This is a genomic window from Parvibaculum sp. (genome assembly GCF_019635935.1).
Taxonomy (GTDB): Bacteria; Pseudomonadota; Alphaproteobacteria; order Parvibaculales; family Parvibaculaceae; genus Parvibaculum.
Genome location: NZ_JAHBYN010000001.1, coordinates 386,425 through 406,818 on the forward strand (window position 1 = coordinate 386,425; position 20,394 = coordinate 406,818).

Sequence of the window (20,394 nt, forward strand, 5' to 3'; positions counted from 1 at the left end):
TTGGCCGAGCGCAGCAAGCCGAAAAAATCCGGGGCCGGAAAGAAAAGAAAATCCGGCGGCCACCTCCCCTCGCGCGACGACATCCTGAAATTTATCGCCGAAAACGGCGGCAAGCTCGGCAAGCGCGAGATCGGCCGGGCCTTCGGCATCAAGGGCGATGACCGCCTGCCCTTCAAGCAATTGCTGAAGGAGCTGAAGGACGAAGGCCTGATCGCAAAGGACGAAACGAAAAGCCTGCGCCGCGTCGGCGAATTGCCGCCCGTCACCGTCATCGAAATCACCCACACCGACATCGATGGTGACCTGATCGCCCGCCCGGTCTCATGGCCCGGCGAAACGCCACCGCCGCAAATCGTCGTCACACCCGACATGAAGCGCCGCGGCAAACACGAAACCGTCGACGAGCCACCGGCCGGCGTCGGCGACCGCGTGCTGGCGCGCATCGAAAAGACCGACGACGAAACATGGCCCTTCGAGGCGCGCGTCATCCGCCGCGTCGGCAAGGGCGCCGAACGCATCATGGGTCTCTTTCGCCGCGCGAAGGGCGCGAAAGTGGCGCGCCTGATCCCCGTCGACAAGAAAGTCCGCGTCGAATTCGAGATCGGCCTCGACGACGCACAAGGCGCCGAGGACGGAAACCTGGTGCTCGCCGAAACCATCCCCGGCAAGCGTTACGGCACGCCGCGCGCCCGCGTCCGCGAGGTCTTCGGCGACAGCGCCGATCCGCGCTCGATCAGCCTGATCGCCATTCACACGCACGGCATCCCCGATGCCTTTCCCGACGATGTGATAGCCGAGGCCGAGGCGGCGAAGCATCACGGCCTCAAGGGCCGCACCGATCTGCGCGACATCCCCCTCATCACCATCGACCCGCCGGACGCGCGCGACCATGACGACGCGGTCTGGGCGGCGCCCGACGACGATCCGAAAAACGAAGGCGGCGTCGTCGCCATCGTCGCCATTGCCGATGTCGCGGCCTATGTGAAGCCCGGCTCGCCGATGGACCGCGAGGCGCGCAAACGCGGCAACTCGACCTATTTCCCGGATCGCGTCGTGCCGATGCTGCCCGAACGCATTTCCAACGATCTCTGCTCGCTGGTCGATGGCGAGGATCGCGCCTGCTTCGCGGTGCGCATGGTCTTCGATCGCAACGGCCAGAAGCGCGGCCACGAATTCATCCGTGGTCTGATGCGCTCGGCCGCGAGCCTCAGCTACAAACAGGTCCAGCAGGCGATCGACGGCCGCCCCGACGACGTCGCGGGCCCGCTGCTCGAGCCTGTGCTGAAACCGCTCTGGGCCGCCTACCGCATTCTGGCGAAAGCGCGCGAGGCGCGCGGGCCCCTCGACCTCGACATGCCCGAATACAAGATCGACATCGACGCCGAAGGCCGCATCGGCGCGATCCGCATCGGCGAAAAACATGAATCGATGAAACTCATCGAGGAGTTCATGATCCAGGCCAATGTCTGCGCCGCCGAAAGCGCCGAGGCGAAGCGCCGCTCGGTCATCTACCGCATCCATGACGCGCCGACGCGCGAAAAGCTGGTTGCGCTTGCCGAATTCCTGGCGACGCTCAATCTCAGTTTCGCGAAAGGCGAAACGGTCCGCCCGGCGAATTTCAATCGCATCCTGAAATCGGTCGACGGCACCGAGCACGACCGCATGGTCTCCGACGTTATTCTCCGCTCGCAGGCGCAAGCCGTTTATTCGCCCGACAATATCGGCCACTTCGGCCTCAACCTGCGCCGCTACGCGCATTTCACGTCGCCGATCCGCCGCTACGCCGATCTCACGGTCCATCGTGCGCTGGTCGCAAGCCTCGATTTCGGCAAAGACGGCCAGACCGACGACGAAGCCGCCGGCCTCGTTGAAATCGCCGAACACATCTCGATGACCGAGCGCCGCTCGATGCTGGCCGAGCGCGACTCGAAGGACCGCTTCATCGCCGCCTTCCTCGAAGCGCGCATCGGCGCCGAGTTCCGCGGCCGCGTCGCCGGCGTCACGCGCTTCGGCCTGTTCGTCAAACTCGATGAAACCGGCGCCGACGGTTTCGTGCCGATCTCGACGCTCGGTGGCGATTTCTTCCACCATGACGAAATCCTGCACGCCCTCATCGGCGAACGCACAGGCCTCACCTATCGCCTCGGCGACGGCGTGCTGGTGCGCCTCGTCGAAGCCGTGCCGATCACCGGCGGCCTCCGCCTCGAGCTTCTCGAAGGCGGAAGCGAGGGCAAACCCGCCGGACGTGGCGGCAATCGCCGTCCGGCCCCCCGGCGCGGCCCGCCGCGCGGCAAGCCCGGTGCCGAACGCAAAGCCAAATCCCGCCGCTGACTTGGGGCCCCGCGCCGCGCGGCAACCTGCCACATTTCATCTGGCGCCAAATCCGACCATTTTGCTGGGAGACGTTGCGGCAGCGGCCCGCCGTCCGGCTCTTTTGGCCGCTAGCCTTGTACGATCCGCAATGAGTACCCGATGGACATGACCGAACCCCGCATCTTCGAGGCAGCGGATGAAGCGCCCCGCCCGGCCTTCCCGGCGATCCGCCGCGGCTTCGCCATGCGCTGCCCGGCCTGCGGCCACGGCAATGTCTTTCGCCAGTTCCTGAAGATCGCCGACACATGCGGCCACTGCGGCGAGGAGCTACTCCATCACCGCGCCGACGATGCGCCGCCCTATTTCACCATCATGATCGTCGGCCACATCGTCGTGCCGATGATGCTCTGGACGGAGCTGGCCTACCTGCCGCCCATCTGGGTCCATGCCGCGCTCTGGCCGGCCATGACGCTCGCGCTCTCGCTCTGGTTCCTGCCGCGTCTCAAGGGCGCCATTGTCGGCTGGCAATGGGCGCTGCGCATGCACGGCTTCGGCGGCGAAACCGAAGACTGACCGCAATCAGCTCCCGGTGCGCGCCTCGCGAAATGTCACGAGCCGCTTTTTCCCCTCGTCCCACAGCACCAGCCGCACGCAGCGCAAGCTGTCGAGTAGCGTCAGCCTTCCGATTTCGCGCAGGTCGGGATGGTCGCGCAACACGCGTGGCAGCCGGTACGACGGAATACGCGCGTGAAGATGATGGACGTGGTGAATGCCGATATTGGCGGTCAGCCAGCGCAGCGGCCACGGCAAATCGTAATAGGACGAGCCGCGCAGCGCCGCTTCGTGAAAATCCCAGCCGCCTTCTTCGCTCCAGAACGTGTCCTCGAACTGATGCTGCACATAGAACATCCAGACGCCGATCGACGACGCGATGACGACGATGGGCACATGCACCAGCAGGAACGCCTTGATGCCGACAAGCCAGATCAGACCCGCCGCGATTGCCAGCATCGCCGCGTTGGTCACCTGCGTGCTGATCCAGGGCCGCCAGCCGCCGCGCATCATGCCGATGGGCAACCGCTGCTCCAGCAGGAACAGATAGGCCGGCCCGATGCCGAACAGCACCAGCGGATGGCGGTAAAGGCGATACCGGAACTTCCCCCAGCGCGAAAGCGCCAGATACTCGCGCACCGTCAGCGTATCGACATCGCCAACGCCGCGCTTGTCGAGATTGCCGGCCGCCGAGTGATGGATCGCATGGTTGCGCCGCCACACGTCGTAGGGCGTCACCGTCAGCACGCCGATCGCGCGGCCGACCCAGTCGTTCATCCAGCGTCGCGGAAAAAACGAACCGTGCCCGCAATCGTGCTGGATCGCGAACAGCCGCACCAGAAAGCCGGCAGCCGGTATCGCGATGGCGAGCGGCGCCCACCAATAGCCGAGCGAATAGGTGAACCAGGCGGCAAACCACAGCGCAACGAGCGGCAAGGCCGTGATCGCGAGCTCAATGGCGCCGCGCCCGTGGCTCGGTTCCCTGTAGCGGTTGAGAATTTGTATCCAGGTACGTGCTGCGGCGGCGGGTGCGCCTGTGTTGTGCCCAATACTCAAATGCGCAAGACCCGTGCTGAACCCGGGCGGTCGCATCTGTAAGGGCGAACGGCGCGGGCGGTACAATGATGTGCGGGAATAGACCACACTTCCCCTACGATAGCGGCATATTTGTGTACTGCGCGTAAATAGCCGATAAAACGGCCTTTTCCGCCCTCTCTGGACAGTCTCCCCGCCCCCGGGCATCCTGCCCGCACAACGAAATTCGGGAATCGGAACGAAAACATGGCCGACGAACATCGGGGCGTCTTCGACCCCAAAAAGTCGCGCGAGCAGGAATATCGCGAGACGACGCAAGGCCGTGCGGTACGTCCGCGCGACGCCTCGACACTCATCATCGTGCGTCGCGACGGTTCGGCGCCGCGCGTGCTGATGGGCCAGCGCCATGCCGATCACAAATTCATGCCCAACAAATTTGTCTTTCCCGGCGGCCGCGTCGATCCGGCCGACAGCCGCATTGCACCGGCTGAAGATCTGCGCGCGCCGGTTGCGCGCCGCCTGATGGCGCGCATGCGCGGCACCCCGACCGAACGCCGCGCCCGTGCGCTGGCGCTGGCGGCAATCCGCGAAACCTTCGAGGAAACCGGTCTCGTCATCGGCCAGCCCGTCGCCGCGCCCGCGCGCAGCAAACATCCCGACTGGAACGAATACTTCGCGCAAGGCGTCGCGCCGGCGCTCGGCTCGCTCGATTTCGTCGCCCGTGCCATCACCCCGCCCTACCGCACCCGCCGCTTCGACACGCGCTTCTTCATCGCCGATACCGAAGCGATCCAGGGCGATCCGCTGAAGGTCGCGGGCTCCGGCGAATTGCAGGGACTGCACTGGCTGACCCTCGCCGATGCGCGCGACCTCGACCTGCCCAACATCACCCGCGTCGTTCTCGACGAAATCGACGAGCGCCTGCGTCTCGCAACGGCAGCGCAAAACGCGCGTGCCACCCCTTTCATCTATTTTCGCGGCGGCAACGCCATCCGCGACACCATCGGAGATTGAAGCCTGTGAATGTCGAAACGCCGCGCCCCCGCGCGATCCGTCCGCGCGACGCGGCCAGCCTCGTGCTGATCGACGACGCGGGCGGCGAACCGCGCATCCTGATGGGCCGCCGCCATGCCCGGATGAAATTCATCCCCGACGCCTTCGTATTTCCCGGCGGCAAGCTCGACGCCGGCGATCTTCTGGCGCGTCCCGCCACCGGCTTCTCCGGCGAGACCGCAAGGATGATGCAGAGCGCCGCCGCCGGCGCGAAGGCCGAGGCGCTCGCCATGGCCGCCATCCGCGAAACCTTCGAGGAAACCGGCCTCATCGTCGCGCGGTCCGGCCATGTCGGCGACACGGCAGGCGAAGGCTGGCAGCCTTTCCGCGAACGCGGGATCGCGCCGCGCCTCGACGTGCTCGATTTCGTTGCCCGCGCCATCACCCCGGCCTCAAGCCCGATCCGCTTCCATGCCCGCTTCTTTGCCGCCCCGGCATCGAGCGCCGAAGGCACGCTGCAAGGCAGCGGCGAACTCAGCGAACTCGACTGGTATCCGCTTTCCGATGCGCTGAAACTACCGGTGATCGACGTCACCGAATTCGTCCTGCGCGAGATCGGCCGCCGCCACCGCGAAGGCGCCCGCACCCGCATCCCGCTATACTCCTACCGCAACGACAAACCGATCGTGCGGGCTTAAGGCTGCTCCATTTCTTCCACCCTCCCTTGGGGGAGGGTCAAATGGTCGAAGACCGTTTGGGGCGGGGGCGCTGAACATCGGCACACAGAAGAATCCATGCAAGACCCGACAACCCTCACAATGCTGGCCGAGGCGCCGCTCTCGCCTGCGGAGCGCCGCCGCAGCCTGATCGCGGTCATCGCCTGCATCAGTGTTGTCGGCATGGGCCTCGGCGTTTCGATCCCGCTGCTCGCCTTGCTGATGGAGCGTCAGGGCGTGCCCGCCTCGATCATCGGCCTCAACACGGCCATGCCGGCGCTCGCCACCTTCCTGCTGACGCCCTTCATCCCGGCGCTGCTCCGCCGCGTCCCGGCCATCACCTTCCTGCTGGTCTGCATCCTGGTTTCGGCCATCGCCATGCCGGCCTACTACTTCTTCCCCAATGTCTGGCTCTGGTTTCCGATCCGCTTCGCCAACGGCCTCGCGCTCACCGGCCTCTTCGTCGTCAGCGAATTCTGGGTCAACACGCTGGCCGACGAGAAAAATCGCGGCCGCCTGATCGGCATTTACGGCACGGTGCTGTCCTGCGGCTTCGCCTCCGGTCCGGTGCTGCTCTTCCTGGTCGGCACGCAGGGCCTCCTGCCCTTCGCCACCATCGGCAGCCTGATCCTGCTGGCCGGCGTCCCGCTGATCCTTTTCGGGCGCGGCCTCGCGCCGCGCGTTACCGAGCGCCCCTCGAAGAGCTTCGTGAGCTTCCTCGTCGTCGCTCCGGCTGCCACGCTCGCGGGCCTCGTCTACGGCGCCACCGAAACCAACATCTTCAACCTGCTGCCGGTCTATGGCGTGCGCACCGGCATGACCGAACAGACCGCCGCCTTCGTGCTGTCGATCTTCGCTGCCGGCAACATCTTCTGCCAGATCCCGATCGGCATCTGGGCCGATCGCGCAGACCGCCGCATGGTGCTGCTGGTCTGCGCGCTTGTCGGCCTGCTCGGCGCGAGCGCCATCCCGCTTGTCGCCCACAATCTCTGGCTCTTCGCGCCCACGCTCTTCATCTTCGGCGGCGTCGTGGTCGGCCTCTACACGGTCGGCCTGACGCTGCTCGGCCAGCGGTTCCGCGGCGCCGACCTCGCCTCCGCCAACGCGGCCTTCGTGCTGATGTATTCGACCGGCGCCCTCATCGGCCCGCCCATGGCCGGCATCGGCATGGACCTCTGGGACCCCCACGGCCTGATCGTCGTCATGGCCGGCCTGTGCGGCCTCTACCTCGCCGTCGCGGGCTGGCGCTACTTCACCGCGCCGCGGTAGTGTCTCGGTTCAAAACCTGACGGGGATTGACCAGCGGTCGCATCGCGGTGGGACTCCTGCATGCCCATCGGAAAGCACAGAGGAAAGCATGGAATTTCGGACCGATGAAGAGCGTGATAGATGGCTGAACGCACGCCTAACCGCTATCCATCAGCGCATTCAGTGGATTGCCAATGAAGAGGTCAGATCAGCACTGGTGGGTGGCCTTGCAGCCCGTGGATATTTTACGAAAGAAAAGCTTGATCTTCTGGATCAGAGCGAAGAAGTGCTGGATGAACTCAACAAGAGTTTGGGGAAAGACTGATACCTCGCAGCCCCAAAGGACAGAAGTGCCCGCAGACGCAAATCGGCTCGCCAAGATGATTGCGGATATTGCGGCGGGCTAAGCCTCGGAGAAAGATCCGGCAGCGGTCGCCCCGAGGCGGAAGGGCGACAAGTCCCACGTCATCAGCATGACACTTGAGCCTAGGGCCGAGATTGCAAAAAAAGCCGTCGAAAAGCGATAGGCAAAGAAGCCTCCGAAAAGAACGCAATAATTGCAAAAACGTGCTTGCTAAATCAGCAAGAACGTTTATGGTGTTTTCGTTCACCCAGACGAGAGCATAAAAAAATGACCGACACCCCGCAAAGTAAAGGTGGAAAATCCAGAGCCACCAAATTGAGCGCCGCCAGGATCCAAGATATCGCTTCTTCGGGGGGGCGCGCTCGCAGCGAGAAGGTCAAGAGCTTGATGGAGTCAGGTGACCTTATAAAAGCCACCCATCAGGGCAAAATGCTCGTCGGGGACCTGGATCTCGATTGCTATGTTCTTGCTGATGGGCGGCGCTTGTTTCACAAGCGCGGAATGGCCCGCGCTCTAGGAATGAAGTCTGGTGGTGGGAATGTGTTTTTGCGTGCCGTCCAACGCAAAGGGCTAGGATCCGAAATTGACCAAAAGCTTCTCAAAAAAATAGAAAATCCCATTGTTTTCAAGCCGCTGACACAGGATTTAGGTCATGGCTATGACGCTGGCGTTCTCGTCGACATTTGCCGCGCAATTATAAGAGCACAAGAATCCGGCAAGCTACATACGACCCAGAACGGATTAGCTGAGCAAGCAAAGATCCTTCTTACTGCATTTGCCAAAGTCGGCGTCACCGCACTCATTGACGAAGCCACGGGCTTTCAGCAGGTCCGTAGTCCTGATGCTCTTCGCGTTCTTGTGCAGCAGTATGTCGAGGAAGAACGGCGTGAATGGGAAAAGCAGTTCCCAGACGAATACTACGATGAGCTCAACCGTCTTTACGGCAGCAAGCGGCTAACTACTACTGGATCCGGAGCGATTATCCAAAATAGACCGCAACACTTTGCAAAGTTCACAAGATCTTATGTTTACCAGCCTCTTGCGAATGGGGCTGTTCTTGAGGAACTCGATCGCTTGAATCCAAAGATCGACAAAAAGGGAACTCGCAAGGCTAGATTCCACCAACACCTGAATAACGGCTACGGAATCGAAAAGCTAAAACGTCAGGTAGGGGAAGTTCTTACACTCATTAAAGTTTCTGACTCGGTTACGCAGTTCAAAAAGCTATTCGCCCGACGCTTTCCACAAGCCGGGACACAATTGTCCTTTCTTGATGAATAACTCCAAATTTCGTCCCTGATGCTAAGTAAGACCGCACCGGAAAGTGTTGGGGTTGGCTCAACTGACAAGCTCAGGGAAGCGTCCGGCATTGTCGCGCTTGATCGACGCGAAGGAAGCTGAAGAGTCGCTCAGCACAGCCCCTATAGAAAGAGGCCGGTTTAATCCGGCCTCCGGCTCTTGCCGACTTGTCTGGTCGTGATTGATTTAGGTTTTCAAGACCAAACCCACCGTAGAGCCTTATTGCGACGCACCAGCTTTCCACTGACCTACCACGTCACTGCTTCTGCTCCCACCTAACTAGGGCACACCGGGAAGCCGTGGTTATCCCTCTACCGCGAGGGTTGATCCGGCGCGGTTCGTGAGAAGTGCAGCTAGCAACTTCATGGCGAACCTCCTTTCAACCATCGTTGATGACGGTCGGACACCATGTTGGAGCAATACCGTCAGATTTCAAGCTGACCCACCACCCCCACCCCGGCCCCGCTTGACTTCGGCCCGCCTGTGAGTAGTCTGCGCCCAAATCGGCCGCACGGTCAGTCCGCCGCGGTCTCCGGGGCCTGACCTGCAAGCCCCTGTAACTGCAAGGATTTTCGGCCATGGCGAAGCCCGCCTCCATCAAGATCAAGCTCGAAAGCACCGCCGACACCGGCTACTTCTACGTCACCAAGAAGAACAGCCGCACCAAGACCGAAAAGATGGTCATCAAGAAATACGACCCGATCGCGCGCAAGCATGTCGAGTTCAAGGAAACCAAGATCAAGTAAGAGCGGCCGTCAGGCTCTCCGAACGCAAAGAAGCCGGTCCCTCAGGACCGGCTTTTTCGTTGTCGGTATAGAAGAAAAGGTGGCCGGCCGGGGTGATCGCGGCTTATCAGAGGAGGCCACTCCATGAACCACGCCCCGACCGGCCGTGCCTCGCGGACCCAGGAGATGCGGCGGACCTGAGCGCCCCACGAGGACACACATCGCCGCCTGTGTACCGCGTCCGACTCACCCCCCAGCAAGAGCAGACGCGCATCCGGCAGCGAAACCGATGTGCCTTGAAGAACGCTACCACGCTCTGTTGTGCCAATAAAGGAATTCGCGCCGATTTTCTTGGCTCGACCGCGTTAACCATGAAAATACAAGGTTAACGGCACAAACCTCCGCGCAAAATCTCGCGAAGACTGAAACTACACTGAACTGGAAAATAAAACCGTCAGGCGGCTTCGGCGACCACGCGGTTGCGCCCGTCGCGCTTGGCCCGGTAGAGCCCCTGGTCGGCGCGTTCGAGCAGCTTCGAGGCCGAGTCGAGCGCCCCGCCCGTCACCGCAATGCCGATGCTGACGGTGATGTCGAGCGTCTTGCCCGCATCGTCGATCGTGAAAGGCCGCATGGCGATGCACTGGCGCAGCCGTTCGGCCACCGCCATCGCAAAGGCAAGATCGGTGTCGGGCATCACGACGACAAACTCTTCGCCGCCCAGCCGGCAGGCGAGATCGATGCCGCGCACATTCTGCGACAGGCGTTCGCCGAACTGCTTCAACACCGCGTCGCCCGCCGCATGGCCATAGGTGTCGTTGACCGGCTTGAAGTAATCGATATCGAAAATCAGCAGCGCCACCGGCTTGCCGGTCTTGATGCCGTCGGCCACCAGCGTCGACAGATGGCCTTCCATGTAGCGGCGATTATAGAGCCCGGTCAGCCCGTCGGTGATCGCAAGCTCGAGCCCCTGCTGGAATTTGTCGCGCAGGTAATCCTGATAGCGCTTGCGGCGCAACTGGCTGCGGGCGCGCGCCACCAGCTCGTTGCGCTCCATCGGCCGCACCAGATAGTCGTTGACGCCCATGTCGAGCGCCCGCACGAGCCGCGCCGTATCGCCTTCCTCGACGATCGCGAGGATCGGCGTCTGCCGCGTCGCTTCCAGCGCGCGCAACTGCGAGCACAGCCGCAAGCCGTCATATTCCTGCAGCGTCAGGCTGACGATCAGCAGGTCGAAACTGCCCTGATTGGCAAGCTCCAGCAGCTCGTCCTGGCTTTCCGCCACCGTCAGCATATGTTCGCTCGAAAGCGTCTCGGTGATGCGCTTCAGCGAAGTCGGCCGGTCGTCGATCACGAGGATGCGCCCCGGCTCCTTCATCAGGAAATTGTCGCCGCCATTCGAGCTCAACGCGCCGATGCGCTGGCCGGTCGCCTCGCGCATGCGCAGTTCGTCGGTCACCATCTTCAGGCGCACAAGGCTCTTCACCCGCGCAAACAACGCGAGATCGTTGAGCGACTTTGTCAGGAAGTCGTCGGCGCCGGCCTCAAGCCCCTGCACCCGGTCCTTCGGCTGGTCGAGCGCGGTCACCATGACGACGGGAATATGTTCGGTCTCCGGCATCGCCTTCAGGCGGCGGCAGACCTCGAAACCGTCCATGCCCGGCATCATCACGTCGAGCAGGATGATGTCCGGCTGCTGTTCCTGCGCGACCTCCAGCGCCTCCGGGCCGGACGAAGCCTTGAGCACATCGAAATATTCGGATGTGAGCTTGGCGTCGAGCAGCTTCAGATTGGCCGGAACGTCATCGACGATCAAAACGCGAGCAGTCACAGGGTCGTATCCTTGCCGAGCGAACGGAAATTAGCGAAGGAAACGCTGAACCGTCTCCAGGAATTGCGTCACGGAGATCGGCTTCGAGATATAGGCCTCGCAGCCGCCCTCGCGAATCTTCTCTTCGTCGCCCTTCATGGCGAAGGCCGTCACCGCCACCACCGGGATCGAGCGCAGGCTGTCGTCTTCCTTGATCCACTTGGTGACTTCGAGCCCCGACACTTCCGGAAGCTGGATGTCCATCAGGATCAGGTCGGGGCGATTCGTGCGCGCGATTTCGAGCGCCTCGATGCCGTCCCGCGTCTGCAGCGTCTGATAGCCGTGCGCGTCCAAAAGATCGTGGAAGAGCTTCATGTTGAGCTCATTGTCTTCAACGATCAGGACCTTCTTAGACATTGCGTCCATAGCTCCAGAACTCCACCTTGCCGGGCACGCCCGTCTGCGAACCGAATCCCCGGCTTCCGGGCGCCCGACAGGGACGCCGCTATGGGTCATATGACCCGAATATCCTTAACTAAGTCTTTAACGGGGGGTATCTGACCCCCGGCTTTCCTTCGGTTTCTAATTAAACTGTGCCTATGATTAAGTTTGCGTGTGCAAATCGGATGAAGCGGCAAATGACCGGAGACGAGGCGGAATTCGTGGCGATCCATGCGTTGGGGCACATCGCGGGGGACGAGGATTTATTGGGAGATTTTCTCGACCGCTCGGGCCTCGCCCCGGACGAGCTGCGCGCCCGCGCCGCCGACCCGGTTTTCCTCGGTTTCGTGCTCGAGTACCTGCTGAACGACGAGCCCCGCCTGCTCGCCTTCTGCGAGGCGGCCGGCCTCGCGCCCGAGCTTCCGGCGGCCGCCCGCCGGGCCCTGCCGGGCGGTGAGGAGCATCATTGGGCATGAACGCCGAAAGCCCGAAGCCCCCAAAACCGGACCCGCTGGCGATCGACGAGGCCGTCATCCCCCAGCTCGACGCCCTCGACCTCATTCCCGGCCGCCCGCTCGTCGTCTCCGACGCCGACGAAGTGCTGATCCAGTTCGTCGCCGGCCTCGAGCTCTATCTCGAAACGCAAGGCCTCTGGCTCGACCTGCAAAGTTTCGCGCTGACCGGCAACATCAAAAGCCGCGAAACCGGCGAGCCCGTGCTCCCCGCCGCCATGCCGGCGCTCCTCGACGGTTTCTTCGCCGTCCAGACCCATTCGCTGCTAGTCGTCCCCGGCGCGGCGGAAGCGCTGGCCCGCCTCTCGGAGCGCGCGCAGATCGTTGTCCTGACCAACGTCCCCTTCGAGGCGCGCGAAGCCCGCGCCGCCAGCCTCGCCGCGCAGGGCATCGACTATCCGGTTGTCGCCAACAAGGGCCTGAAAGGCGGCGCCGTCCGCCGCATGGCCGAGCGCGTCAAGGCCCCGGTCGTCTTCCTCGACGACATCCCCCACAACATTTCATCGGTCGCCAAGGCCCACGCCCCCACGCACCTCATCCACTTCATCGCCGACCCCCGCCTCGCCAAACTGCTGGGCCAGGCCCCCGACAGCCACTTTCACACAACCGAGTGGAGCGCCGCGGAAGATTTCATTTCGGAGCGATTGAAGGTGGACGGGTTTTAGGGCGACGGCGCAATCCACTGCCGCCGCCCCAAAATTCAGCGTCACCGCGACACTTGCTGCCGTGCTCTGACTCAATCAAAAATAAAAATGTCGTCCCTTGCGGAATAGCGGTCACGGCGACGCAAATCGGCTTCACTGTGTCGCGCGCATAAACCTCATATGCAGTCCACAGATTGCTGTGAACATAAGGAATCCGGCAGGTCCGAACAGAAACGTTACCGGCAAACAAGGGACAATCATCCAGAAGCGGATTTCTTGCTGCCGGGCACTGCGGCAAATCCATGCGCCGACAACCAGATCGAATGCGAGGAAGTGGACCCACCCCGCCATCATTGCGCTGGAACTGGAGAACAGCTGCTTCACCTCGGCAAGGCTTCCAAAGCCCCCGCCGTTCTGAGCCGGGAAGAAGATCAGAAGGATGGTGTAGCCAATCGAAAGCACAATCGGCACCAGAAAGCCCGCGATGTAATCGGACCACCGCGGCATCCATGGTGAAAGCAAGAGCGCAAGCCACCCGGCCATGGCGATTAAGCCCGCAATCGAGAAAAGAAGTTCGAAATCCATTATCTGGTCCTCCACCCTGAAAGTGCCGCGGCGCCTATATGAACCATACTACTTGCATATGCAAGTAATATGGTTCATATTTGATGCATGACCAGATTACAAACCATAAACGCCCTCCGGCTTCTTCAGTCAGCGGATGAATTCCAGGCTAGGCTTTCCGGAGAATTTGCTGCCGTACACGGCCTCTCGGTGAATGAGTTTTTTCTGCTCATGCACCTGGAGCGCGCAACCAACCGGCGATTGTCTCGCGTCGACCTGGCCAAGCGAATGCACGTCAGTGCGTCCACAGTGACCCGGATGGTCGCGCCTATGGAAAAGATCGGAATCGTGGCGCGCGAGATCGACGCTCACGACGCAAGGTTCGCCTTCGTTGTCATAACGAAGGCCGGTCGAACCAGATTGAGTGAAGCGCGCGCAACCTTTGAGAAACAAGCGGGTTACTTGTTCCAGGACCGCTGGAAAGATTCCGAGTTGGAACATCTCTCCGAACTTCTCCACCGCCTTGTCGCGGGCAGTTTGTCGAACCTGACCTAGTTGAACGAATGCTGGAGAAGGGTTCGAAGCTATCGTCCGAAACTTTCGCTCGGTTGCGGGTCCTGACCCTCAAAAATTCCCCCGCGTCACCACCCGTCCGCAAGCCGCCGCAATCTCCGCCTCTCGCGCCGAAGCCTCCGGTTCCGTCCACCCCGCACACCGCGCATCCGCAGCCCCGTCCGCGCACCAGAGCCCCGACCCGTCCGCCTGCGGACGAAACCGCAAGCCCCGCGCATCCGCCCCGCCGAGCCTGCGTCCCAGATAGTTCAACACCTCAAGTCTGAGCCGCGCCGCCTCGCCGTCCATCGGCGCCACCCGCAAATGCATGCCCTTGAGCGGCACCGCCTCCACCGTCTCGACGGCGAGCCCCGTCTCGCCCCGCACCAGCCCCACGCGCAGCAGCAGCCCGAAATCGCGGCAGATGTCGAACCGCGCCATGTTCTGCGTACCGAGATGCAGAAAATTCCCCAGTCCATAAGCAACGAGATGCGACCCCGAAATCTCGACCCCCTTGGCGACATGCGCATGATGCCCGGCAACGATCGTCGCGCCGCCGCCTGCCGCCACGCGCCGGAACCGCTCGACATCCGCCGCATCGGTCAGCGGATCGAATTCGCGCCCGTAATGTACCGACAGGATCCGCAGATCGGCCGCCTCCGCCTTCAGCCGCGCCGCGACCTCTGAAAAATCCACCCGCTCCTGCAACATCCCCGCATGGCCCTCGCGCGCCGGCAGCCCGCCGCCCGCATTGCCGACCGCCGACACCGCGACCGTGAGCCCGCGCAACTCGAACACATGCGGCCGCATCGCTTCGTCGCGCGTCCGCCCGAGCCCCGGCGAGGCGCGCAAGCCCGGCACCGCCGCCACATGGGCCAGCGTCTCGCCCGCCCCGCGCGTCCCGTAGTCGAGCGCATGATTGTTGGCGAGCGAGAAAACATTGATCCCCGCTTCCGCAAATTCCCGCACCCCTTGCGGGTGCATGCGGAACACAAACATCTTGTCGCGCGCCGCAATGTCGCTGCGGTCGGTCACAACCGTTTCGAGATTGGCGAACACGACATCGCCCTGAAGCCAGGGCGCGATCCCGGCCAGCGCCTCGGCCCCCGCCACCCGCTGCCCGCCCTTCCACCCGCCCCGCGCATCCAGCGGCGCCCCGCTCGCATTGAGCCCCGTGTCGCCCGCCAGCACTACCATCAGCCGCTCATCCGCTTGGGCAGGTAGCATCAGAATAAAAAACAAAGCGAGCATCACAATCCCACCCGCCCCTGGGGGGCGGGTCGAAAAATTCAGGCGCAGCCGGAATTTTTCGGGGCGGGGGACTCCCCTCTCCACATCGAACACAACAAACGTCATGCACCCCATCCCCCAAAACCGTCATGGCCCGATTTATTCGGGCCATCCACGCCTTCCTTCATCGTAATATAAACACCCCTCGGAACCTGAATCGCGAAATCCCCCATGCGCATCGGCATCGACCTCGGCGGCACCAAAATCGAAGCCCTCGCCCTCGACGCTGAAGGCCGCGAACTGGCGCGCCGCCGCATCGCCGCTCCGCAAGGGAACTACGACGCCACCGTCGCCGCGATCCGCGATCTCCTCGCCGCCCTCGAATCCGAAACCGGCGAGCAAGGGACCGTCGGCATCGGCATGCCCGGCGCCATTTCGCCTGCAACCGGCCTCGTCAAGAATGCCAACAGCACCTGGCTGATCGGCCATCCCTTTGGGCGCGATCTCGAAGCGGCCCTTGCCCGTCCCGTCCGCCTCGCCAACGACGCCGACTGTTTCGCCCTCTCCGAAGCGGCCGACGGCGCGGGCGCGAACGCCGCTTCCGTCTTCGGCGTCATCCTCGGCACCGGCGTCGGCGGCGGCATCGTCGTCAACGGCGCGCTTCTGTCCGGCCCCAACGCCATCGCCGGCGAATGGGGCCACAACCCGCTACCCTGGATGCACCCGGACGAATATCCGGGCGCGGATTGCTATTGCGGCAGGAAAGGCTGCATCGAAACATGGCTTTCGGGCCCCGCCTTCGCCCGCCTCTACAAGGAGGAAGAAGGCGAGGCGCAAACGCCCGAGGAAATCGTCGCCGCCGCGCAAGCGGGCAAACGCCCTGCCCGCCTCGCGCTCCGCCGCTATGCCGACCGCCTCGCCCGGGCGCTCGCCCACGCGATCAACATTCTCGATCCCGAAGTGATCGTCCTCGGCGGCGGCATGTCGAACATCGAAGCCCTCTACGACGAAGTCCCGGCGCGCTGGAGCGCCTATGTCTTCTCCGACACAGTCGAAACCCGCTTGCGCCGCAACAAGCACGGCGACGCCAGCGGCGTCCGCGGCGCGGCATGGCTCTGGCCGGAAGGGAGCAGCGCATGAGCGACGGCTTCTGCCGCGATTGTCTCTCTGCCGCCCCCGAAGGCGCGACGCGTTGTCCGTCCTGTAAGCGACCGCGCCTGAAATTCCATCCCGAGATTCACGAACTCGCCATCGCCCATCTCGATTGCGACGCTTTCTATGCCGCGGTCGAAAAGCGCGACGATCCTTCCTTGCGCGACAAGCCGCTGATCATCGGCGGCGGCAAGCGCGGCGTCGTCTCGACATGCTGCTACATCGCGCGCATTCGCGGCGTGCGCTCCGCCATGCCGATGTTCAAGGCGCTGGCCGCCTGCCCCGAGGCTGTCGTCATGCCGCCGAACATGGCGAAATACGCCGAGGTCGGCCGCGAGGTCCGCCAGTTGATGCGCGAGCTGACGCCGCTGGTCGAGCCGCTGTCGATCGACGAGGCCTTTCTCGATCTCGCCGGCACCGAGCGTCTGCATCACGGCTCGCCCGCACTCAGCATGGCCCGCCTGGTCAACCGCATCGAAAAGGAAATCGGCATCACCGTTTCGGTCGGCCTCAGCCACAACAAGTTTCTGGCGAAAATCGCCTCCGACCTCGACAAGCCGCGCGGCTTCTCGGTCATCGGCCGCGCCGAGACGCTTTCCTTCCTCGCCGCAAAGCCCGTGTCGCTGATCTGGGGTGTCGGCAAGGCTTTCGAGGCGAAGCTCGCCCGCGACGGCATCACGCGCATTTCGCAACTACAGCGCATGGAGGAAAATGAGTTGATGGCGCGCTACGGCTCGATGGGAAGCCGGCTCTGGCGTCTCGCCCGCGGCCTTGACGTACGCACCGTCGAACCGTCGCAAGGCGCGAAAAGCATCTCCGCCGAAACGACGTTCACGGACGATATCTCGGATGCCGCCGCGCTCGACCGCATCCTCTGGCCGCTCTGCGAAAAAGTCTCGCGCCGCGCCAAGGCCGCCGGCCTGTCCGGCGCGACCGTCGTCCTGAAACTGAAGACCGCCGACTTCAAGACCCGCACCCGCAACCAGACCCTCCACGATCCGACGCAGCTTGCCGAGGTGATCTACCGCATCGCCGCGCCCCTGCTGGCCAGAGAAGCGACCGGCACCGCCTTCCGCCTGCTTGGCGTCGGCATTTCGCAACTGACCGACGGCGATCTCGCCGACCCGCCCGACATGCTCGACCCGGCGGCGACCCGGCGTGCCACGGCCGAGCGGGCAATGGACAGGCTCCGTGCCAAATTCGGGGATAAGTCGATCGGCAAGGGTCGTGGATTGCGGCGCTGAGGCGGGGATAAGTTCGACTTATCCCCGGGGCCAAATCGATTTGTGACAGTTTTTTGACAGATCGATGACAGTCGCACCGTTTCAGCACGAGCCGGGTTCGAAATAATGCAGCTCGGTGAGTTCCCCGACCATCTCGACATCCGAGTAATCCAGCACCAGCGCGGCCGAAACCCCATTGGGGAAAAGGAGATAGCCCATTTCGAAATCGGGCAGCCCCTCCAGATTGTCGCCGTCGAAATAGCTGAGCCGCACCGGCCAGGCCTTCATATCGGCAAGCCGCGCACCCTCACCTGTCACAATCGCCGCCTCCGCGACCGCGCGTGGCACCGCTAAGGCCTTGCCAATAAAGGCATTTGTCGGGTTTTCGGTCTCCTCCGTACCGTCGAAAAGCGGTGCCGTGAAGATCTGTTTGCCGGCCTCCGCCGCCGCCATCAGCGCCAGTCCATGGGCAACCGGAAACAGCACATCGCCGGACATTTCGATCGGCGCCTCGCCCTCCCGCTCAACGGTTGTCTTCCCCTTCGCGGCGTCGCGCCGGGCGAATCCGCTTTCAGTTTCAATGAGTTGGCCATTCAAATATTCCGTCCGCGTGAACCGGAATTCATCCCCGTCCGCCGCCTCCCAGGTACTCAGGCGCACATCGTTGCTGACCGACGCATCGTCGCCACCCGTCACATGCGTCACCACCCGCTGCGTCGACGTATAGCCACCGCACGCCACACCACCGCGCCATTCGACAACCATCCGCCCTTCGATGCCGGCAACGTCGCTGACCGGTTGCGAGCGCCCCAGCGACAAATCGTAGACGGCACGATGCATCTGCAAATCCGCGCCAATCGCTGCGGCAGTTGAAACCGATGCGATGGCGGAAAGAAAGACGACAATCGAAATCGTTCGCGTTATTGGCATTTTTCGGGCTTTCTTCACTTACTTATCCCCGGTCTGTTGCGATCCTACATCATCGGCTAAACCGGATCGTCAACCGAACACCTCAAGGCTCCGATGTCTCGTCCCCCTATCCTGCTGACCCGCAAACTGCCGCCCGACGTCGAAGCCCGCGCAACCCGCGACTACGAAGCCGAACTGAATTCCGGCGATTGCCTCTACACGCGCGAGGAATTGCTGGCGCGCGCGGCAAACAAGGAAGCACTTCTCGCCACAGTGACCGACCGGATCGACGCAAAACTGATCGCCGCCCTGCCGCAAAGCATCCGTGTCATCGCCACCTTCTCGGTCGGCTACGACCACATCGATGTCGCCGCCGCCGCGGCGCGCAACATCATCGTCACCAACACGCCCGATGTACTCACCGACGCAACGGCTGAAATCGCGATGCTGCTGATGCTCGGCGCGGCGCGCGGCGCGGCCGCCGGCGCTGCAACCATTCGCGAAGGACGCTGGAAAAACTGGGCGCCGACCGGCATGCTCGGCCGCGAAATTTCCGGCAAACGCCTCGGCATTCTCGGCCTCGGACGCATCGGCCAGGCTACCGCCCGGCGCGCCCGCGCCTTCGGTATGACGATCCATTATCACAATCGCAAACGCCTGGCGTCCGATGCCGAAGAAGGCGCGATCTTCCACGAAGACGTTGCATCGTTGTTTCGTTCGTCGGACATACTGTCGATCCATTGTGCCTCGACACCCGAGACGCGCCGCATCGTCAATGCCGAAACCCTGGCGCTGCTGCCGCCGGGCGCCGTCGTCGTCAACACGGCGCGCGGCGACATCGTGGACGACGATGCACTGATTGCCGCGCTTGCGTCCGGCCGCGTCGCTGCCGCCGGCCTCGATGTGTTCAACAACGAGCCGAACTTGCATCCGGGTTATCTCGGATTGCCAAACGCTTTTCTGCTGCCGCATCTGGGAAGCGCAACGCTCGAAACGCGCAATGCCATGGGCTTTCGCGCGCTCGACAATCTCGACGATTTCTTTACCGGCCGCCCGCCGCGCGATCGGGTGACGCCATGATTCGTATCCTTCTGGCAGGAGCATTGATCGGGCTCGCCGCCTGCGGCGATGCACCCGACGCCTTCAAGACAATGCGCGATTGCGACGACTGTCCCACGCTCATCGTCTTGCCGCCGGGATCGTTCATGCGGGGTGCCGACGAAACCGACCCGGCCGCCGACATCAGCGAGCATCCGCGCCACGAAGTTCAAATTTCAAAACCGTTCGCGATGGCAACCGTCGCCGTCACCGTCGCGGAATTTACGGTCTTCGCCGATGCCACGGGACACGAGCCTCCCGGCGGTTGCTACACGCTGACGGACGATGGCTGGCGCGTTGACGAAACCGCGAGCTGGCGCAACCCCGGCTTCCCACAAGACCCGTCACATCCCGTCGTCTGCGTCTCATGGCACGACGCAACCGCCTATGCGGCATGGATGACCGAACGAACCGGCAAGCCCTACCGCCTGCCGAGCGAGGCCGAATGGGAATACGCGGCGCGCGGCGGCACGACAGGCATGAACTTCTGGGGCGACGACGACAGCCTCACCTGCGACTACGCCAGCGTCAACGACATTACCGCCAAGAACAAGGTGGCAAAGGTCGCCGAGCCCTGCGACGACGGTTTCATGTACACAAGCCCGGTCGGCAGCTTCCGCCCCAATCCCTTCGGTCTCTATGACGTCGTCGGCAACGCCTGGGTCTGGCTCGCCGATTGCTGGCTCGGCGACTACAGGCTCGGGCCACGCGACGGCAGCCCGAACGCCGCCGAAAATTGCGGCATCCGCGTCCTCCGCGGCGGCTCATGGACTGACACGCCGGGGCCCGTTCGGATCGGGGCGCGCGAAAGCCGCGTACCCGGCGAGCGGCTTTCGATCGCCGGATTCCGCCTCGTTCGCGATCTCGAATAGCGGCCCGTTTGACCCGGCAAAGCTGAGTCACACGGAATTTTTTGCCGGGCATTCGCGTCGGCTTCCTTGCTCAACCCACTGAATTCAATAGATTTTTTTCGTGGCAAAGCCTTTGCATTTCCCATAGCGGGATGAACCGGCCTTG

The 20,394-nt window shown here is 63.1% G+C and carries 21 protein-coding genes; 15 read left to right on the forward strand and 6 right to left on the reverse strand.

The features are described from left to right. Together rnr and KF719_RS02020 are read left to right on the forward strand one after the other, a co-directional pair. Positions 1-2,331 carry a ribonuclease R gene (gene rnr, locus KF719_RS02015; RefSeq protein ID WP_293506663.1) on the forward strand — a complete coding sequence of 777 codons (2,331 nt, stop codon included), beginning with the start codon at positions 1-3 and terminating at the stop codon, positions 2,329-2,331. A gap of 141 nt (positions 2,332-2,472) precedes the next feature. Then, positions 2,473-2,886: a DUF983 domain-containing protein gene (locus KF719_RS02020; RefSeq protein WP_363318000.1), complete on the forward strand. Its 414-nt coding sequence runs from the start codon at positions 2,473-2,475 to the stop codon at positions 2,884-2,886. 6 nt (positions 2,887-2,892) lie between these two features. On the opposite strand, the gene KF719_RS02025 is transcribed toward KF719_RS02020, so the two are convergent. Then, entirely contained in the window at positions 2,893-3,921 is a 1,029-nt protein-coding gene (locus KF719_RS02025; RefSeq protein WP_293506665.1) for a fatty acid desaturase, read from the reverse strand. Positions 3,922-4,146: 225 nt separating this feature from the next. Between KF719_RS02025 and KF719_RS02030 the strand changes: the two genes are divergently transcribed. The 6 genes from KF719_RS02030 (at position 4,147) to rpmG (ending at position 9,266) form a co-directional block, all read left to right on the forward strand. After that, the gene (locus KF719_RS02030) at positions 4,147-4,914 is read left to right on the forward strand and encodes an NUDIX hydrolase (protein ID WP_293506667.1); all 768 of its coding nucleotides are present in this window, start codon (positions 4,147-4,149) and stop codon (positions 4,912-4,914) included. Positions 4,915-4,919: 5 nt separating this feature from the next. Beyond that, positions 4,920-5,591 (forward strand): NUDIX hydrolase, encoded by a 672-nt coding sequence (locus KF719_RS02035; RefSeq protein WP_293506669.1) that lies wholly within the window; start codon positions 4,920-4,922, stop codon positions 5,589-5,591. Between the two features lie 96 nt (positions 5,592-5,687). Next, positions 5,688-6,878 (forward strand): MFS transporter, encoded by a 1,191-nt coding sequence (locus KF719_RS02040; RefSeq protein WP_293506671.1) that lies wholly within the window; start codon positions 5,688-5,690, stop codon positions 6,876-6,878. An 88-nt stretch (positions 6,879-6,966) separates the two neighbouring features. Further along, a complete protein-coding gene (locus tag KF719_RS02045; protein ID WP_293506672.1) occupies positions 6,967-7,182 on the forward strand; it encodes a hypothetical protein in 216 nt (71 codons plus the stop codon). 306 nt (positions 7,183-7,488) lie between these two features. Continuing rightward, positions 7,489-8,502, forward strand: a complete 1,014-nt coding sequence (locus KF719_RS02050; RefSeq protein WP_293506673.1) for a P63C domain-containing protein — start codon at positions 7,489-7,491, stop codon at positions 8,500-8,502. Between the two features lie 596 nt (positions 8,503-9,098). Continuing rightward, entirely contained in the window at positions 9,099-9,266 is a 168-nt protein-coding gene (rpmG, locus tag KF719_RS02055; protein ID WP_111883271.1) for a 50S ribosomal protein L33, read from the forward strand. Positions 9,267-9,699: 433 nt separating this feature from the next. Here rpmG and KF719_RS02060 read toward each other — a convergent pair whose 3' ends face one another. Both KF719_RS02060 and KF719_RS02065 read right to left on the reverse strand, forming a co-directional pair. Then, positions 9,700-11,073, reverse strand: coding sequence for a PleD family two-component system response regulator (locus tag KF719_RS02060; RefSeq protein ID WP_293506677.1), 1,374 nt, complete (start codon positions 11,071-11,073; stop codon positions 9,700-9,702). Between the two features lie 30 nt (positions 11,074-11,103). Further along, positions 11,104-11,469: a response regulator gene (locus tag KF719_RS02065; RefSeq protein WP_293506680.1), complete on the reverse strand. Its 366-nt coding sequence runs from the start codon at positions 11,467-11,469 to the stop codon at positions 11,104-11,106. Between the two features lie 221 nt (positions 11,470-11,690). On the opposite strand from KF719_RS02065, the gene KF719_RS02070 reads away from it, so the two are divergent. Both KF719_RS02070 and KF719_RS02075 read left to right on the forward strand, forming a co-directional pair. After that, positions 11,691-11,969, forward strand: a complete 279-nt coding sequence (locus KF719_RS02070; RefSeq protein ID WP_293506682.1) for a DUF3572 domain-containing protein — start codon at positions 11,691-11,693, stop codon at positions 11,967-11,969. Further along, the gene (locus tag KF719_RS02075; RefSeq protein ID WP_293506684.1) at positions 11,966-12,670 is read left to right on the forward strand and encodes a hypothetical protein; all 705 of its coding nucleotides are present in this window, start codon (positions 11,966-11,968) and stop codon (positions 12,668-12,670) included. Before KF719_RS02070 ends, KF719_RS02075 begins: the two co-directional genes overlap by 4 nt. Before the next feature lie 132 nt (positions 12,671-12,802). Here the strand turns inward: KF719_RS02075 and KF719_RS02080 are convergent, their stop codons facing one another. Beyond that, complete coding sequence (locus KF719_RS02080; protein ID WP_293506686.1) at positions 12,803-13,234, reverse strand: ABA4-like family protein; 432 nt, start codon at positions 13,232-13,234, stop codon at positions 12,803-12,805. An 87-nt stretch (positions 13,235-13,321) separates the two neighbouring features. Between KF719_RS02080 and KF719_RS02085 the strand changes: the two genes are divergently transcribed. Next, positions 13,322-13,768, forward strand: a complete 447-nt coding sequence (locus KF719_RS02085; protein WP_293506687.1) for a MarR family transcriptional regulator — start codon at positions 13,322-13,324, stop codon at positions 13,766-13,768. A gap of 69 nt (positions 13,769-13,837) precedes the next feature. On the opposite strand, the gene KF719_RS02090 is transcribed toward KF719_RS02085, so the two are convergent. Further along, a complete protein-coding gene (locus KF719_RS02090) occupies positions 13,838-15,016 on the reverse strand; it encodes a CapA family protein (RefSeq protein WP_293506689.1) in 1,179 nt (392 codons plus the stop codon). Positions 15,017-15,226: 210 nt separating this feature from the next. Here KF719_RS02090 and KF719_RS02095 point away from each other — a divergent pair, with 210 nt between their 5' ends. After that, positions 15,227-16,135: an ROK family protein gene (locus KF719_RS02095; protein WP_293506690.1), complete on the forward strand. Its 909-nt coding sequence runs from the start codon at positions 15,227-15,229 to the stop codon at positions 16,133-16,135. Further along, a complete protein-coding gene (locus KF719_RS02100) occupies positions 16,132-17,391 on the forward strand; it encodes a DNA polymerase IV (RefSeq protein ID WP_293506692.1) in 1,260 nt (419 codons plus the stop codon). The genes KF719_RS02095 and KF719_RS02100 overlap by 4 nt, the downstream gene beginning before the upstream one ends. Positions 17,392-17,472: 81 nt before the next feature. On the opposite strand, the gene KF719_RS02105 is transcribed toward KF719_RS02100, so the two are convergent. After that, entirely contained in the window at positions 17,473-18,318 is an 846-nt protein-coding gene (locus tag KF719_RS02105; RefSeq protein ID WP_293506694.1) for a cell envelope integrity EipB family protein, read from the reverse strand. 75 nt (positions 18,319-18,393) lie between these two features. Here KF719_RS02105 and KF719_RS02110 point away from each other — a divergent pair, with 75 nt between their 5' ends. After that, positions 18,394-19,359 (forward strand): D-glycerate dehydrogenase, encoded by a 966-nt coding sequence (locus KF719_RS02110; protein ID WP_293506696.1) that lies wholly within the window; start codon positions 18,394-18,396, stop codon positions 19,357-19,359. Further along, positions 19,356-20,249: a formylglycine-generating enzyme family protein gene (locus tag KF719_RS02115; protein WP_293506698.1), complete on the forward strand. Its 894-nt coding sequence runs from the start codon at positions 19,356-19,358 to the stop codon at positions 20,247-20,249. The genes KF719_RS02110 and KF719_RS02115 overlap by 4 nt, the downstream gene beginning before the upstream one ends. Positions 20,250-20,394 lie beyond the last annotated feature (145 nt).

What these genes read in the sequence shown, in the direction of transcription:
- KF719_RS02020 (WP_363318000.1), top strand. Translation starts at nt 2,473, where the DNA reads ATGGACATGACCGAACCCCGCATCTTCGAGGCAGCGGATGAAGCGCCC.
- KF719_RS02030 (WP_293506667.1), top strand. Translation starts at nt 4,147, where the DNA reads ATGGCCGACGAACATCGGGGCGTCTTCGACCCCAAAAAGTCGCGCGAG.
- KF719_RS02040 (WP_293506671.1), top strand. Translation starts at nt 5,688, where the DNA reads ATGCAAGACCCGACAACCCTCACAATGCTGGCCGAGGCGCCGCTCTCG.
- KF719_RS02045 (WP_293506672.1), top strand. Translation starts at nt 6,967, where the DNA reads ATGGAATTTCGGACCGATGAAGAGCGTGATAGATGGCTGAACGCACGC.
- KF719_RS02050 (WP_293506673.1), top strand. Translation starts at nt 7,489, where the DNA reads ATGACCGACACCCCGCAAAGTAAAGGTGGAAAATCCAGAGCCACCAAA.
- rpmG (WP_111883271.1), top strand. Translation starts at nt 9,099, where the DNA reads ATGGCGAAGCCCGCCTCCATCAAGATCAAGCTCGAAAGCACCGCCGAC.
- KF719_RS02065 (WP_293506680.1), bottom strand. Translation starts at nt 11,469, where the DNA reads ATGTCTAAGAAGGTCCTGATCGTTGAAGACAATGAGCTCAACATGAAG.
- KF719_RS02070 (WP_293506682.1), top strand. Translation starts at nt 11,691, where the DNA reads ATGACCGGAGACGAGGCGGAATTCGTGGCGATCCATGCGTTGGGGCAC.
- KF719_RS02075 (WP_293506684.1), top strand. Translation starts at nt 11,966, where the DNA reads ATGAACGCCGAAAGCCCGAAGCCCCCAAAACCGGACCCGCTGGCGATC.
- KF719_RS02080 (WP_293506686.1), bottom strand. Translation starts at nt 13,234, where the DNA reads ATGGATTTCGAACTTCTTTTCTCGATTGCGGGCTTAATCGCCATGGCC.
- KF719_RS02085 (WP_293506687.1), top strand. Translation starts at nt 13,322, where the DNA reads ATGACCAGATTACAAACCATAAACGCCCTCCGGCTTCTTCAGTCAGCG.
- KF719_RS02090 (WP_293506689.1), bottom strand. Translation starts at nt 15,016, where the DNA reads ATGCTCGCTTTGTTTTTTATTCTGATGCTACCTGCCCAAGCGGATGAG.
- KF719_RS02095 (WP_293506690.1), top strand. Translation starts at nt 15,227, where the DNA reads ATGCGCATCGGCATCGACCTCGGCGGCACCAAAATCGAAGCCCTCGCC.
- KF719_RS02100 (WP_293506692.1), top strand. Translation starts at nt 16,132, where the DNA reads ATGAGCGACGGCTTCTGCCGCGATTGTCTCTCTGCCGCCCCCGAAGGC.
- KF719_RS02110 (WP_293506696.1), top strand. Translation starts at nt 18,394, where the DNA reads ATGTCTCGTCCCCCTATCCTGCTGACCCGCAAACTGCCGCCCGACGTC.
- KF719_RS02115 (WP_293506698.1), top strand. Translation starts at nt 19,356, where the DNA reads ATGATTCGTATCCTTCTGGCAGGAGCATTGATCGGGCTCGCCGCCTGC.